This is a genomic window from Mesorhizobium sp. YM1C-6-2 (genome assembly GCF_003666685.1).
GTDB lineage: Bacteria > Pseudomonadota > Alphaproteobacteria > Rhizobiales > Rhizobiaceae > Mesorhizobium_K.
In genome coordinates, this window is the sequence record NZ_RCIZ01000004.1 from 121,354 (window position 1) to 135,949 (window position 14,596).

Below are 14,596 nucleotides of genomic sequence, written 5' to 3' on the forward strand. Positions count from 1 at the left end.
GGTCGTCAGATCAGGACGAACCCAGCGGTGACAGATCGATCTCGGTGACGTGCCAGCGGCCGAGATTTGCCGTGTAGAGCTTGTTGCCCTTGAAGGCGATGTTGGTGGGATGCGCGATCGTCGTTGCCGTGGGATCTTCGATCAGCGTTTCCAGCCCGCGATCCTTGCGCCAGCGATAGATCCGGCTCGGCTCGTAGCATGAAATGAACAGCGATCCGTCAGGAGCGAAGGCCAGACCGTCGGGGACGTTGCGCACGTCCTCGATGACGACTTGCTTCGCTCCCGCCGCACCGTCTTCCAGGATCGGCACATAGCTGATGCAGGGGGCATCGCTTTCGACGACGTAGAGCCCGGCGCCGTCTGGCGCCATGGCCATGCCGTTGGCGAACGACATGGGGTCGCGGCACCAGAGGCCGCCTTCGCCGGTCTTCAGATCGTAGCGGAAGACGCCGGAGCGATTGTCCTCGCCGACGCTGTCCGACACATAGAGCCAGCCGTTCTTCTCGTCGACGACAGGGTAGTTCGGCACACGGATGCCGGACGCGGCGAAGCGCTCCATGCGGTTTGACCCGGCGTCCCAACGGAAGACCGCCGCGTGCTTAAGGTCGCAGACGAAGCAGTTTCCGGCGCTGTCGAAGGCGATGCCGAGAAGGAAGCCCTCGGTGCTGCCTATGCGGGTGACGGAACCGCCATCGGCGGCCACGCGCAGCAGGTCGCCCGTCTCGGTGCCGCACCAGATCGAACCGTCGCGATGGATCGCAACGCATTCGGGATGGGCAACGCGCGGATCGGTGAAGATGCCATCGAAAAAGACCCGCGCGGCCGACATATCGAGCAACGGTTTCGCCATGGATATCACCCCCTATGCGGTCTGCCCCAGTTGCTTCGAGGCGGCGATGCAGCGCTCGACCGCTGAGCGGTCGGCGCTCAGAATTTCGGCTATCAGGGCGCCACGCTCCTTGGCGCTGACGAATTCCAGCCGGCGCAAGCTCAGCGGGTCGATGCGTTCGCGCAGAACGGCGAGCGTCTCGGCCGAGGGAAGGGCGGTCTCGCGGCAGTCCGCGCTGAAAGTTACGGCAAAGCCGGTGGCATCGCGGATCTGATCGCGCGTGACGCAGGGCATGGTTTCGACGACGATGAGTTCGCGGCTCGATGGATCGAGCTCGAACACGCAGAGGTCGGTGATCACCAGCGCGCGACCGGTCCGGTAGCCATGCGACCCGCGCTCAGCCGCCGTCAGCAGTCCGCGCGCCGAACTGGCAGTTTCGACCGCATCGACGATCGACAGCGGCGAATGCCTGGTGATGTAGAGCAGGTAGTCGCGATGCATGTTGGCGACGTCGGCCATGCCGCCCTGTCCGGGCAGGCGGATCATGCCTCCGCTCGGCTTGCGCAAGGCGATGGTGTTGACGCGGCCGCGGCGATCGACCTGCGCCGCCGCCACGATCTCGTGGGTGACCGCGCCGGGCTGGTAGTAGGTCGAATAGGTATCGTCGCCGCCGGCATGCGCGACGGCGGTTTCAGCATCGAGGCTTTCGATCAGCGACAGGATCATCGGGCTCGGTGCGATGTCGAGATGACCGCACGACATCGTGGTGATGATCATGTCCGGCGCATGCGTCGCCTTTGCCAGCCGGTAGGCGACGTTCGCAAGCGGCGAGACGGCGCCGGCGCTTGCGAAGCTGTCATTGTCGAGTTCCACGGCAATGCGGGCGGCGATGACCTCGTCGATCGAGGCATCGGCGGCGTCGTGGCGCACGGCAGGCAGAGGGACCGCCGAAACCGTATCGGCTCGAACTTTCGCGGCATCGCGAAGGACGCCATCAATCCCCTCGGCCGGGATGGACAGGCTGTCCATCAGGGGTGTTTCCCTTGAGCCAAAGGTATCGGACAGAGCCTGATAGTCGGTGACGTAGAAAGGCAGGCAGGAGGTCGGATACGCCCCGCCTGGCGCGAGCGCGATTGCCGACACCTGGTTGCGGGTCAGGATGCTCTGGCGACCGTCGTTGCTCAGCGCACCGACCGGAACGATCTCCTCGACCGTGACCAGCACCTGGCGGGCGGCGCCGACCATGGCGTAGTCGAGGGCGCGGGGGCCTATGATCTGCACATTGCCGCTTTCGTCGGCGCGCTGGGCGTGCAGCACGAGGGTGTCGATGCGCAGGGCAGGGATTAGGCCGACCTCGGCGCCGCTGAACGGGTCGCGTGCGACCGTGGCTTGCGGCATCCGTGCCATCATGTCCGATCCCTGTGGAAGCTGGAACGGCATCGACGGCAGGTTCTGCTGGGCGGCGCGCAAGGCCTGGATCATGGCAAGCGCGGTCCAGTCGCGCACTGGCAAGGCATTAGTTTCGGCGGCCGCGCGGAAGCGTGGCGGCAGGCCGAAGATATCGAGGCTGGAGAAACAGATGTCGATCTCCGCGACTGCCTCGGCTTCGAGCAGCAGTTCGAGCGGCAAGCCGCCCGCCCAGGACACGTAGCGCAGATTCTTGACGCCGCTCTTGCCGATAGCGCGGAGCAAGGCGATCGGAAGGCGCGCGAAGTGGTGGCCGCCGACGCCGAAGCTCTCGTCGGAGCGAACCATGGCGGCCAGTTCATCGACCTCTACGAACTTTGGCCGGTTCGGTTTGACCAGCGAGAGGTTCGGATGGTCGGCACGAATGGTCATAGGGGCGCCGCCTCGATACGGTAGCGTGTGGTGAACGGACGCTCGGGTGTGAACTCCAGCGCTGTCGGGACACCGGATCGCGCGATTGGATTGTCGGCAACAGCGGTTGCCGGGCCGAGCCCGAAAGGCGAGCAGATTGGCTCGACACCTATTGCGACATGACGGCCGTTCCATGGGAACGCCTTGCGGCCGCGATTGGAGTACCAGAGCAGCAGGCTCGGGAAATGCTCCTTCTGCCAGGACAGTCGTACCCGATAGCCTTCCGCATGGTTTGTGAGCGCTACCGTGCCGTCGAGCCCCTGGATCTGCAGGAGTTCCTCGGTGTCGGGGGCCAGAGGCAGGCGAGAGGCGTCGACCGTGCCGCCGGCGCGGGCGGGAACCGCGCTCAGGCTGGAGAAGGTTGCGTCCTTTGCAAAAAGGGGGGCGCCGGGTTCGACATCGTCCGGATAGGTGCGGCCGTGATCGAACGTTCCAAGCTCCAACTCGGCGGCGCCAGTCTGCGCGGGCAGGCGAAAGACGGGATGCAGGCCGATCGGCAGGCGGCATGCGCGGCGCACGACGACAGTGAATTCGATGTCGACGGCAGGCGCAGCCGGGTCGGGCGTCACGGTTCTTTCGACGCGTGCGACCGGGCTGGATGCAGGATAGTCGAGCGTTAGCGAGAGCGAACGACTATCGCCGTCGACCCATGTCCAGTCGTGGTTCGAGGAATGGCCATGCGCTTCCTCGTCGGGTTCGGGCGGGCCCATGACGCGCGACCACGCATCCGGCCAGCCATCGGCGGGCACTGAATATCCGAACGGCATGCAGGGCCATTCGCCGCGCAGTTTTCTTAGAAGGCCGGGCAGCGCCTCAGCTTCGGGCTCATCGGCCCACGGCGCGATGTGGAATGGCGAAACCTGCCGCCCATCGGCGAGAACAAAGGTGAGGGGCGCCAGCATGGCGCCGAGACGTTGTACCGTCAGCGCGCCATGCGCCCAGCCGAGCCCGCGATGATCATCATCACCCGATCTGCTCACGGTTTCGCCTTCCGGGCCCGCTCGGCGCTTTTCTCGGCGAATTCGCGCACGCGCCTTTGCCCGATCTCGCTGCGGTAGAGCCCGCCCAGTATATCGCGCTCCATTGCGAGCCCTCCCGCGAGGTCGCCGGCTGTCGCATGTGCGGTCAGCCGCTTGAGCCCTTCGATCGCGGTCGGCGGCTCGGCGGCGATCATCGCGGCCAATTCAAGCGCACGCGGCATGAGATGTTCCACGTCGACGATCTCGTTGACCAACCCCGCGTCGACGAATTCCGAAGCGGGCACTATAGCCCCCGTCATCAGCAGCATGTTGGCGCGGTTGCGGCCGAGCTTGGCGACGCTGCGCTGCGTACCGCCGCCCCCGGGGACCAGGCCGAGCTTGATCTCGGGCAGGCCGAGCTTGGCAAACTGGTTGGCGATGACGATGTCGCAGCAGAGCACCAGCTCCATGCCGCCGCCAAGGGCGAAGCCATTGACGGCTGCGATCACCGGTTTGCGGTTGTTTTCGATCGCCGCATACATACGCGTACCGGCAGCCTGAAAACTGTCGAACTCAGGCGCGGTCTGCGCCGCATATTCCTTGATGTCGGCGCCGGCCATGAAGCCGCGCCCTTCGCCTGTCACCACGATCGCCCCGACGCTCTCATCCTCCGACAGCGCTTCGAAGGCGGCCGTAATCTCGCCCTGCATGAGCCGGTTCATGGCATTGAGCTGATCGGCGCGCCGGAAGGTGACGATTGCGACGCGACCAGACATTTCGACCGTCAGGGTCTGGTAGGTGCTCATGCTCAGGCCGCGTCCACGGTCATGTCGCCTGCCGCCTCGAGTTCTGCGATCTCGTCCTTCGAGAGGCCGAATTCGGCCAGGATTTCCCGGCCATGCTCGCCGACCAGCGGTGCTGGGCGCTCGATCGATGCCGGGGTTTCGCTCATGCGCACCGCCGGCGCCACCACCTTCACCTTGCCGCCGCGCGGATGGTCGTAGGTGGTGATCATGCCCATATGGGTGACCTGCGGGTCCTCGGCTGCGCGGCGGATATCCTTCACCTCGGCGCACCAGATGTCGGCGGCGAGCAGCCGCGCGAGCAGGTCCTGTGTGGAGAATTTCTTCGTCTCGGCATTGACCTTCTCGAACACCTCGTCGCGCTTGTCGAACAAGGTCTTCAGGTCATCGTAGGGCGCGAGCTGCGGAGCCTCCAGCACCGTATACAGCGTCTTAAACGGGCTCATGGCGATCGAGACGTAGCCGCCGTCCTTCGTTTCATAGATACCGAACGGCGCCTGCATGCCGGGATGGCCGATGCCGGAATTGGGCCGCACGAAATCCTCGCCGAGATTGAGCACGGCGACATATTCCTGGTTGAGATGGGCAAGCATGCCGGCGAGCAGATTCACCTCGATCTTCTGCCCCTTGCCGGTCTTCTCGCGATAGTAGAGCGCCGACAGGATGCCATAGACCATGTTCATCGCGCCGATCTGGTCGGCCATGCCGGCACCTGCGGGAACGGGAGCCTGGTCGCCGCGGCCGGTATTGGAGATCAGTCCGGCGAGCCCCTGGATCAGCATGTCCTGACCCGGGCGTTCGACATAGGGGCCTTCTTCGCCGTAGCCCGATCCTGAGCAGTAGATGATGCGGGGATTGACCGCCTTGAAGTCGTCGTAGCCGTAGCCGAGCTTGGCCAGAACGCCGGGTCGGAAATTCTGCACCACCACGTCGGCCGTCTTCGCCATCTCCATGATGATGGCGTGCACCTTGCGGCTTTTCAGGTTGAGTGCGATCGACCGCTTGTTGCGGTTCCAGGCGAGGAAGTTCGGGCTTTCCGAACCACCGACCCATTTCGCGAAGAAGGTCATGCCGCGGAACATGTCGCCCGAACCGGCGCGTTCGATCTTGATGACGTCGGCGCCCATGTCGCCGAGCATCTGGGTGGCGAACGGTCCTTGCAGCAGATGGCTGAAATCGAGGATGCGGACGCCTTCGAGTGCCTTGTTCATGTCTTGTCTCTTGTTCTTCAAAGAAGGTCGGGAACATAACGCGGGGCGACGACCAACCCGCCGTCCACGCGCAGATCGATGCCGGTCGTGAAGCCGGCAGCGTCGGATGCGAGATAGACGGCGGCCTCGGCCACCTCCGAGGGCTCACCGATGCGGCCGAGCGGGTGCATCTTCACCCAGGCCTTGGCCAGGTTGCCGCCGATTTCCTTGATCAGCTTGTCGTTCATCGGCGTGTTGATGGTGCCGGGTGAGATCGAGTTGACGCGGATGTTGAGCGGGCCGAACTCGACCGCCATCTGCCGCGTCATCGCCATCACCGCGCCTTTTGCGCCGGCATAGGCGGTCCAGCCGTCGAGGCCGATATGCCCCTGCGCGGACGCCATGTTGATGATCGAGCCGGATTTCTGGGCGATCATGTGGGGCAGGGCGTATTTGCAGCCGCGGAAGACGCTGGTCAGGTTGACGGCGATCAGCCGATGCCACTGCTCGTCCGTCATCTCGTGGACAGGCATGCCGCCGATTGCGATGGCGGCATTGTTGACCATCACGTCGAGACGGCCGGTCTTCGAGACCGCGGTCTCGATGGCCTTGGCGATATCAGCTTCCTGCGAGACGTCGCAATGCACATAGTCGGCCTTGTGGCCCGCTGCCCGCAACTCGGCTGCGAAAGCCTCGCCCTGCGCATCTGCGATGTCGGAGATGACGACATGCGCGCCTTCCCGCGCCATCGCCTCCGATATCGCGTGGCCAATGCCGTCTGCGGCGCCGGTGATGACGGCGGTTTTTCCTTTCAAGCGAGCCATGTCAGCCTCCATTCGCGCGCCGGCGTTTCGCCTCGTCGAAGGCGACGGCGGCGATGATGATCATGCCGGTGATGACCAGTTGCCATTCGGTCGGCAGGCCGAGGCCGCGCAAACCGTTGGACAGGAACTGCAGGATCAGCACGCCGAGCGCCATGCCCCAAAGGCTGCCGATGCCGCCGGCGAGGCTGACGCCGCCGAGCACCGTCGCCGCCACCACCTGGAACTCGAAGTTGAGGCCGGCCGTGTGCTGCGCCGAGCCGACGCGGGCGGCCAGGATGATGCCGGCGACAGTCGCCAGCAGTGCGCTGATGATGAAGCAGATGAATTTGACGCGGCGCACGTCGTAGCCTGCCAGCCGCGCCACCTCCTGGTTGCCGCCGACCGCGTAGATCTGCCGCCCGAATGGCCGGTGGCGCATCATGTAGGCGAAGGCGAAAAGCAGGATCAGCGCGATCACCGCGGAATAGGGTATTACGTTGAACAGGCGGCCATCCGACAGCAGGATGAAACTGTCGAGCATGGCGTCATCGGGGATGGCGCGTTGGCCGGTGTAGAGATAGACGCCGCCGCGCAGGACGAACATCATGCCCAGCGTCACGATCAGCGAATTGATGCCGACATAGGCAGTCAGATATCCGTTTATGCAGCCGACGATCAGGCCGAACAGCAGGGCGCCGCTGACGCCGAGCGCCAGTGAGCCGGTCTCGTTCATGATGATGATCAGCGGCAGGGCGATCGTCGCGAGCAGCGACCCGATCGAGATGTCGACCTCGCCGGAAATGAAGACTATCGCGCAGCCGATGCCGGCGGTGAGCGCCAGCGACGCCTGCCCGAGCACATTGGTCATGTTGCGCACGGAGAAGAAGTTCTCCGCCGTGAAGGAGAAGAAGGCGATCACAAGGACGAGGCAGAGGAGCAACGCCATTTCCTGATGGCGCAGCAGCCGTGCAACGAAGGACGGCCCCGTGGCTGCAGCGTCGATCGCCGTGGAAGCGTTCGTCATGAGCGGGTGCTCCTGAAAGCGTGCAAGGTCATTGCGTCAACCGATCGCCGCATTGAGGATCTTCTCCTGTGTGGCCTCGTCGCGGGACATGGTCGCGGTCAGGCGTCCTTCGCACATGACCGCGATGCGATCGGCGAGGCCAAGCAGTTCGGGCATTTCCGAACTCATTAGGACGACGGCAAGACCCTCGCCGGCCAGCCGGTCGATGAGGGCGAAGATCTCGGACTTGGCGCCGACGTCGATGCCGCGGGTCGGCTCGTCCACGACGATCACCTTGAGGCCGCGCATGAGCCAGCGCGAGATCAGCACCTTCTGCTGGTTTCCGCCGGACAGGTTCTTGATCTTCTGGCCAAGGCCAGGCGTCTTGATGCGGAAGCGGTCGACATATTCCTGTACCGCCTTGCGCTCCTTCGCCTTGTCGACGAAGCCCAGTCTCGCGAAAGAACCGAGGGATGCGAGGCTGGCGTTCTGGTAGACCGGCAGTTCGCCCATCAGCCCCTCGGTCTTGCGGTCCTCGGTGAGCAGGCCGATGCCGAGGCCGACGCCGGTCCTGGTGTCGTGCGGAGCAAGCCGGTGTCCGTCGATCGTTATGGTGCCGCGGGTGATCGGGTCGTAGCCGACGATCGCCTTTGCGAGTTCGGTGCGTCCGGCCCCCATCAGCCCGAAGAAGCCGAGCACCTCGCCGGCACGCGCCTCGAACGACACGTCCTTCAGCTTCTTGGCGGTGCTCAGGCCCTCCACCGACAAGGCGACCTTGGTCCCGGCCGGACCGCGCTGGCGCGGGAACAGATTGTCGATCCGGCGGCCGGTCATGTCCTGGATCAGCGTGTCGTTGGTGTGCTCGCCCACCGGCTTGGTCGAGATATGGCGGCCATCGCGGAGAACCGTCACCGTGTCGGCGATTTCGAAGACTTCGTCGAGCTTGTGGCTGACATAGACGACCGCGATGCCGAGGCCGGTCAGGCGGCGGATCACGGTGAACAGCAGCGAGACCTCGTTCGGCGTCAGTGACGAGGTCGGCTCGTCCATCACGACGACCCTTGCCTCGTGGGCGAGCGCCCGCGCGATTTCGACCATCTGCTGCTGGCTCACGGGCAGCGAACCGGTGCGCGCGGCGGGATCGACGTTGAAGCCGATGCGCTTGAACAAAGCTGCGGAATCGTTGCGGATCTTCTTCCAGTCGATCGACCCGCCTTTGCCCGTCGGATAGCCTTCGAGAAAGATGTTCTCGGCAACGGTGAATTCGGAGATCAGGGCGATCTCCTGAAAGACCACCTTGATGCCCTCTTTGAGGCTGTCGCGCGGCGACTTGATGTCGACCTCACGACCCTGAATGCGGATGATGCCGGCATCCTTGCCGTAAACGCCCGCCATGATCTTGATGAGCGTCGACTTGCCGGCGCCGTTCTCGCCCATCAGCGCATGGACCTTGCCGGGCTGCAGCGTCAGATCGACGTTGTCGAGGGCGACCACACCCGGAAAGCGTTTGTCGATGCCGCGCATTTCGAGTGCGGGCATCGTTTGGTCGATCGTTCCGGCACTTTCGCCGGCGTGGAGGATGTCAGCTGGCATTGGCCCTGTTCCTCATGATGTCGAGATAGCTCGCCACGATGATGACGACGCCGGGAACCACCATCTGCAGATCCTGGTTCCAGCCGAGGATGATGATACCGTTGTCGATGACCTTGAGCAGGAGCACACCGAGCAGCGTGCCGACGATCGAGCCGCGCCCGCCAAACAGCGAGGTACCGCCGAGAATGACGGCTGCGATCACGGTCAGTTCGAAGCCGCGGCCGGCGGTCGGCTGGCCCGCATTCATCAGCGACGCCAGGATCATGCCGGCGACGCCGACGCACAGGCCGGTGACGACGAAGGCAAACAGCTTGAGGCGGTCCGAACGCATGCCCGAAAGACGCACCGCTTTTTCGTTGGCGCCTACGGCATAGATGTAGCGGCCGAGCGTCGTGAAACGCAGCGTCACATAGGCGACGGCGAAGATGACGGCGGCGAAGATCACCGGCACCGGGATAGGGCCGACATATCCCGCGCCGAGATCCGTGAAGGCGGCGATATGGTGATGGTTCTGCACCGCTTCGCGGGTGAACAGATAGACGCCGCCCTGCAGCATCATCATCATGCCGATTGTGCCGATCAGCGAGTTCACCTTTAGCTTCGTGGCCACAAGGCCGTTGATGAGGCCGACCCCGCCGCCGAAGGCGAGCGCTGCCAGAAAGCCAAGTGCAAGACTGTGGGTAGCGTTGAGCGCCGCCATGCCGATGCAGCCTACGAAGGCGAGCGACGCGCCGACCGACAAGTCGACCTCGGCGGTGATGATCAGCATGGTCATGCCGGAGGCGACGATCAGCACCAGCGCGCATTGACGCAGGATGGCGATGATGTTGGCTTCGGAATAGAACTGCGGCGCGGCGATCGAAATCGCGATGCACAGAGCGGCCAGGATAAGCGCGAGGACAAGTTGCTCGCTGCCGAGGAACTGGCTGCCCGCGGACCGTCCGGGCGAAGGATGCGTGGTTTCGCTCATTTCAATCCCTTCCCGAGTTCCTTTCGGCTTCCGCTCGATGGGGCTGCCGATCCGAAACGCCGATGGGTGGTTCCGCGCATTGCGGTAGTCCCGATCCCTCCCGCCGAAGCGGGAAGGATCGTCTGGCGTTGCCGCCAGCTCACTTCAGATCGGCGGAAGTCTTCATGCACTTCTCCGGCGCCTGGACGGAGTTGATGCCTTCCCAGTTGACGGTGCGCGTGGTGCCTTCGACCGAATAGTACTTCTTCCAGTCCTCGCCGATCATCGGCGCGGTGGGGCTGACGATGTGCTCCGGAACTTCCTCGCCGTTGAACACCTTCACGGCCGCGTCTATGGCTGTGAAGCCGACCTTTTCGGGGAACATCGCCGCCTCGATCTTGTAGGACGGCTCGTTTTCCATCGCGTTGATGAAGGCGAGGCCTTCGCCGCCCGTGCCGACGGTGAGAAGCCCGTCCTGCGACTTGCCGGCCGCTTTCCAGGCCTGGAGGCCGCCGAGCGACGAGTTGTCGTTGATGCCGTAGATGATGTTGATGTCGGAATTCTTGGCGAGCGCTGCCGAGGAAACCTCGAGCGCGCGGTCGGGATTGCCGCCGCCGTCCAGATCATGAACCATGACAGCTTCGGGGATCTCGGTCTTGATGCCGTCCATGAAGCCCTGCGACCGCAGGACCGTGGCCGAGAGCAGCGGAAGGCCGACGTTCATCACCTTGGCGACGCCGTTGAGGTTTTCCTTGGCGTATTTGCCGGCTTCGACGCCTGCATGATAGCCGGTATCGTAGTCGCAGATCGCGACCATGGTGGTCATGCCCTTGACCGGATTGCCTTCCAGCACGACGGCCATGTCGTTTGATTTGGCCTGCCGCAGGAGCGGCACCACGCCTTCTTCGTTGACGGGCGTGATGATGAGGACGTCGACGCCCTTCGCCATGAAGTCTTCGGCGGCCGCAACCTGCTTGGCGATGTCGAGGTTGGCGTCCTGGACTTCGAACGCGATGCCGAGCTCCTTGGCCCGGGCCTCCATGCCCTTGATGACGTTCTGATACCACTCGTGGGTGGCATAGTTGGTGACGTATCCGATGCGCTTCGGCATGTCCTGCGCCTGCGCGAAGGCCGTCATGGCCAATGTGGCTGCCGATGCGAACAGTAAGGATTTGGACCAGTTCATGTTCTTCTCCCAGGGGTTGTCATTCAAGTGGAGAACGGATTCGCCCGCCGTTCCGGGTTGGTATATGAGGCGTCATGTCGATGGTTCGGCGGCGCCGAGCGCTGCCGATATCCGCTCGGCGGCGGCGGTGGTTCGCTTGAACACGGTGTGAAGGTCGAAGCGTGCGGCCTTCTGCGGGATGAACGGAACAGTCAGCGCCGCTATGACCGTGCCTGTATGGTCGCGCACCGGCGTCGAGATGTTGGTGCAGGCTTCGACGGCCAGCGAGCGGCGCATCTCGTGGCCAAGCCTTGCCGCCTCGTCGAGCCGCTTTTCGATTTCCGCGCGGGTGCCCTGTCCTTCGCCGGCGGCAAGGATGCGCTCGATGACGAGCTCTCGCTCCGCGCCGTCCAGATGAGCGAGCAGGACCGCGCCCGAACTCGTTTCGAGCATAGGGAAATGCGAGCCGAGCGCAACCGAGTAGCGCATCGGCAAGGGTGAATCGATCTGCAGCACGACGAGCACATTCTGGCCCTCGCGAACGACCAGGTGACAGCTCTGGTCGGCATTGCCGGCGAGTTCGCGCATCACCGGCAAGGCGCATTCGACGAGCCGGTTGACGGGAGGATGCCGGTGCGCCAGCTCGAACAGCTTGAGCGACAGCCGGAAACGATCCGACTGGGTGCGGACGATGTAACCGCGCTTCTCCAAGAGAAGCAGAATGCGGTAGATCTCGTGGATGGAGCGTCCGAGGCCGTTGGCGATCTCGGTCTGTGTCAGCCCGTCGGCCTGGTCGGCCATCAGTTCCAGTATGTCGAGCGCCTTTTCGGCTGCCGGCGCGCGATATTCGTTGCGGCCGCTTTCGCCTTCCTCGAACGCCTTGATGATGGTGGTGCCCATCAGGCGACGCTCCGCGAGAGCTCGTTGCCGGACCGGGTTTCGCGATAGATGCGGTTCAGCGTACCTGCGAGGTCTGACGTCGACGTTTGACCGCTGATGGCGGCCTGAACGCGCGGAGCGCATTCGCGGAAGAAGGCGATGAAACCCGGATGCGTCGGACGAAGATAGGAAGACTGGATGGTGCGCAGCGTCGATTTGAAGAAATCGCGCGACAGATCGTTAGCGGCCTTGTCTTTCCACGCCGAAAGCGATCCCGGTTGTCCGCCTGCGGTCACATATTCGCCGCGCTGATAGTCCGGCGAGCACAGGAACAGCGCATAGTCGACGGCCTCCTGGCGATGCCTGGACTGGGCGCTGACGCCGATGCCGGCACCACCGAGCAGGGCGCCTGCAGACGCCGGGGTAGGCACGTCGGCGAAGAGCAGATGGGGCGCGTCGGGCTTCGACGCGTAGTTCACATAGCCGAAGGCGAAGGGCACGTAGACCACGTCATCGTTCGCGATCATGTGATCGTAGCAGCGTATGGGATTCCACTTCGGCGAATCCGGGTGCGAAAGCGCCGCGAGTTGCCGCAACTGATCGATCGCCTCGACGACCCGGTCCGCCGCGAAAAACTGCTCGCCGTTTTCCTGCGGGTTGGTCAGTGTCAGGAGCAGGCACATGGCGTCGGTTGGGACCAGAGGCAGCCCGAGCCATTTTCCGTCCTTGCGCAGGGCGCGCCCGAGTTCGATCACTTCGTGAAGAGAGCCTGGCGCCTGACCGTAGCGGGTCATCAGATCCGGCCGATAGGAGGCGACCTGGCAGGCGGCATCGATGGGCAGTGCCCACTGGTGGCCGTCCTTTGCGTAGGATTGCCAGGAGGAGCCGACGGAATCCTGTTCGAAGAAGTCCATCTGGTCGCCGGAGAGATAGTCGTCGAACGGCACCATCAGCCGCTCGCGTGCAATGTCGCCGATGAAAGGGTGGTCGAAGATGACGAGATCGTAGGCGGAAAGGACGGAATCGAGGGCGCCCTCTCCGAATTCGTAGAGGCTGCGGCGATCCCATTCGATCTCGATGCCGGGATGCGCGGCGCTACAGGGCTCGACGCTTGCGTCGAGCGGTCCCCAGCACCGCCGATGGTCCCACGCCAGACCGCGCAGCTTCACCATTCCCTGACTTCCTCCTGTGACGGCCTTGGCCCGTTCATCAAGCTCTAGCGGATATTTTTACCTGAGCAAATAGTTTTTACAAGTGCAAACAGGTTGTGGCTTGTTCCGTCTCAGGCCAGATCGAAGCGCTCTACGGCGCGCATGATCCCCCGCAGTTCCGCGAGCCCCTTGAGCCGGCCGATCAGCGAGTAACCCGGATTGATTCTGGTCTTGCCGATGTCGTCGGCGAGGAGATGGCCGTGATCCGGGCGCATCGGGATGCGCCAGTCGGTGCGACCGTCACGGCGCCGGCGCGCCTCCTCCTTCATGAGCGCCAGCACGACAGCCGCCATGTCCGTTCCGCCTTCGAGATGCTCGGCCTCGTAGAACGAGCCGTCATCCTCCAGTGTCACGTTGCGCAGATGGGCGAAGTAGATCCGCGGGCCGAATTCCTCGACCATGGCGACGATGTCGTTGTCCGCACGCGTGCCATAGGAGCCGGTGCAGAGCGTCAGGCCGTTGGCGCGGCTGTCGACGGCGCCGAGGATGAAACGGGCGTCATTGGCGGTCGAGACGATGCGCGGCAAACCATAGAGAGAGAAGGGCGGATCGTCGGGATGGATGCACATGCGCGTGCCGACTTCTTCCGCGACCGGGATGATCTCCTGCAGGAACCACGCAAGGTTCGACCGCAACTGGTCGGGGCCGATGTCGTCATATTCGGCAAGCGCCTCCCGCATCGTCTCGCGGTTGTAGCTGCGTTCGGTCGCCGGCAGGCCGGCGATCAGGTTGCGCTCGATCTGCTCGATCCGCTCGTTGCTCAATTCCTTCAGCCGCGACTCGGCTTCGGCAATGCGTGCCGTGCTGTAGTCCGCGGCGGCATTCCTGCGCTGGAGCACGAAAAGGTCGTAGGCGGCGAAGTCGATCGCATCGAAGCGCAGGGCGTAGCCGGTAGTCGGCAGCCGGTAGGCAAGATCGGTACGGGTCCAGTCGACGACCGGCATGAAGTTGTAGCAGATGAGGTGGATGCCGGCTTCCGCCAGCGCGCGGATGCTGTCCTTGTACCAGCCGGTGTAGCGCTGCCTTTCGGGCGAACCGACCTTGATCGAATTGTGGACCGGGATGCTCTCGACGACCGACCATGTCAGTCCGCTGCTTTCGATGATGCGCTTGCGTTCGAGCACATTGGCCAGGGGCCATGCGCGGCCGTCATAGATGTCGTGCAGAGCCGTAACCACACCCGTCGCGCCAGCCTGTTTGATCTGATCGAGCGTGACCGGATCATCCGGTCCATACCAGCGCCAGCACTGTTCCACTGAAATACCTCCGTAAAGAGCTGGGACCATATTGTTGGACCAGAAGAGCTGTCAACTGCCATTTGCCAAGCGCGCACT

The 14,596-nt window shown here is 63.9% G+C and carries 13 protein-coding genes; all 13 read right to left on the bottom strand.

Annotated elements, in window-relative coordinates; translation table 11 throughout:
* Positions 1-10: 10 nt before the first annotated feature.
* A complete protein-coding gene (locus D8676_RS12390) occupies positions 11-850 on the bottom strand; it encodes an SMP-30/gluconolactonase/LRE family protein (protein ID WP_121581209.1) in 840 nt (279 codons plus the stop codon).
* A 12-nt stretch (positions 851-862) separates the two neighbouring features.
* Entirely contained in the window at positions 863-2,668 is a 1,806-nt protein-coding gene (locus D8676_RS12395) for a CoA-transferase (protein WP_121581210.1), read from the bottom strand.
* Complete coding sequence (locus tag D8676_RS12400) at positions 2,665-3,687, bottom strand: aldose 1-epimerase (protein WP_121581211.1); 1,023 nt, start codon at positions 3,685-3,687, stop codon at positions 2,665-2,667. The genes D8676_RS12395 and D8676_RS12400 overlap by 4 nt, the downstream gene beginning before the upstream one ends.
* Positions 3,684-4,472, bottom strand: a complete 789-nt coding sequence (locus tag D8676_RS12405; RefSeq protein ID WP_121581212.1) for an enoyl-CoA hydratase/isomerase family protein — start codon at positions 4,470-4,472, stop codon at positions 3,684-3,686. Before D8676_RS12405 ends, D8676_RS12400 begins: the two co-directional genes overlap by 4 nt.
* A gap of 2 nt (positions 4,473-4,474) precedes the next feature.
* The gene (locus D8676_RS12410) at positions 4,475-5,680 is read right to left on the bottom strand and encodes a CaiB/BaiF CoA-transferase family protein (protein WP_121581213.1); all 1,206 of its coding nucleotides are present in this window, start codon (positions 5,678-5,680) and stop codon (positions 4,475-4,477) included.
* A gap of 17 nt (positions 5,681-5,697) precedes the next feature.
* A complete protein-coding gene (locus D8676_RS12415) occupies positions 5,698-6,483 on the bottom strand; it encodes an SDR family oxidoreductase (protein ID WP_121581214.1) in 786 nt (261 codons plus the stop codon).
* 1 nt (position 6,484) lies between these two features.
* Positions 6,485-7,486, bottom strand: coding sequence for an ABC transporter permease (locus D8676_RS12420; protein WP_121581215.1), 1,002 nt, complete (start codon positions 7,484-7,486; stop codon positions 6,485-6,487).
* Between the two features lie 36 nt (positions 7,487-7,522).
* Positions 7,523-9,058: a sugar ABC transporter ATP-binding protein gene (locus D8676_RS12425; RefSeq protein ID WP_121581216.1), complete on the bottom strand. Its 1,536-nt coding sequence runs from the start codon at positions 9,056-9,058 to the stop codon at positions 7,523-7,525.
* Positions 9,048-10,028, bottom strand: coding sequence for an ABC transporter permease (locus D8676_RS12430; RefSeq protein ID WP_121581217.1), 981 nt, complete (start codon positions 10,026-10,028; stop codon positions 9,048-9,050). The genes D8676_RS12425 and D8676_RS12430 overlap by 11 nt, the downstream gene beginning before the upstream one ends.
* Before the next feature lie 139 nt (positions 10,029-10,167).
* Positions 10,168-11,193, bottom strand: coding sequence for a sugar ABC transporter substrate-binding protein (locus tag D8676_RS12435; protein WP_121581218.1), 1,026 nt, complete (start codon positions 11,191-11,193; stop codon positions 10,168-10,170).
* Between the two features lie 72 nt (positions 11,194-11,265).
* On the bottom strand, positions 11,266-12,072 hold the full coding sequence (locus D8676_RS12440) for an IclR family transcriptional regulator (RefSeq protein ID WP_121581219.1): 807 nt from the start codon (positions 12,070-12,072) through the stop codon (positions 11,266-11,268).
* Positions 12,072-13,223, bottom strand: a complete 1,152-nt coding sequence (locus tag D8676_RS12445) for an extracellular solute-binding protein (RefSeq protein ID WP_121581220.1) — start codon at positions 13,221-13,223, stop codon at positions 12,072-12,074. Before D8676_RS12445 ends, D8676_RS12440 begins: the two co-directional genes overlap by 1 nt.
* A gap of 110 nt (positions 13,224-13,333) precedes the next feature.
* Complete coding sequence (gene uxuA, locus D8676_RS12450; RefSeq protein ID WP_121581221.1) at positions 13,334-14,518, bottom strand: mannonate dehydratase; 1,185 nt, start codon at positions 14,516-14,518, stop codon at positions 13,334-13,336.
* Positions 14,519-14,596 lie beyond the last annotated feature (78 nt).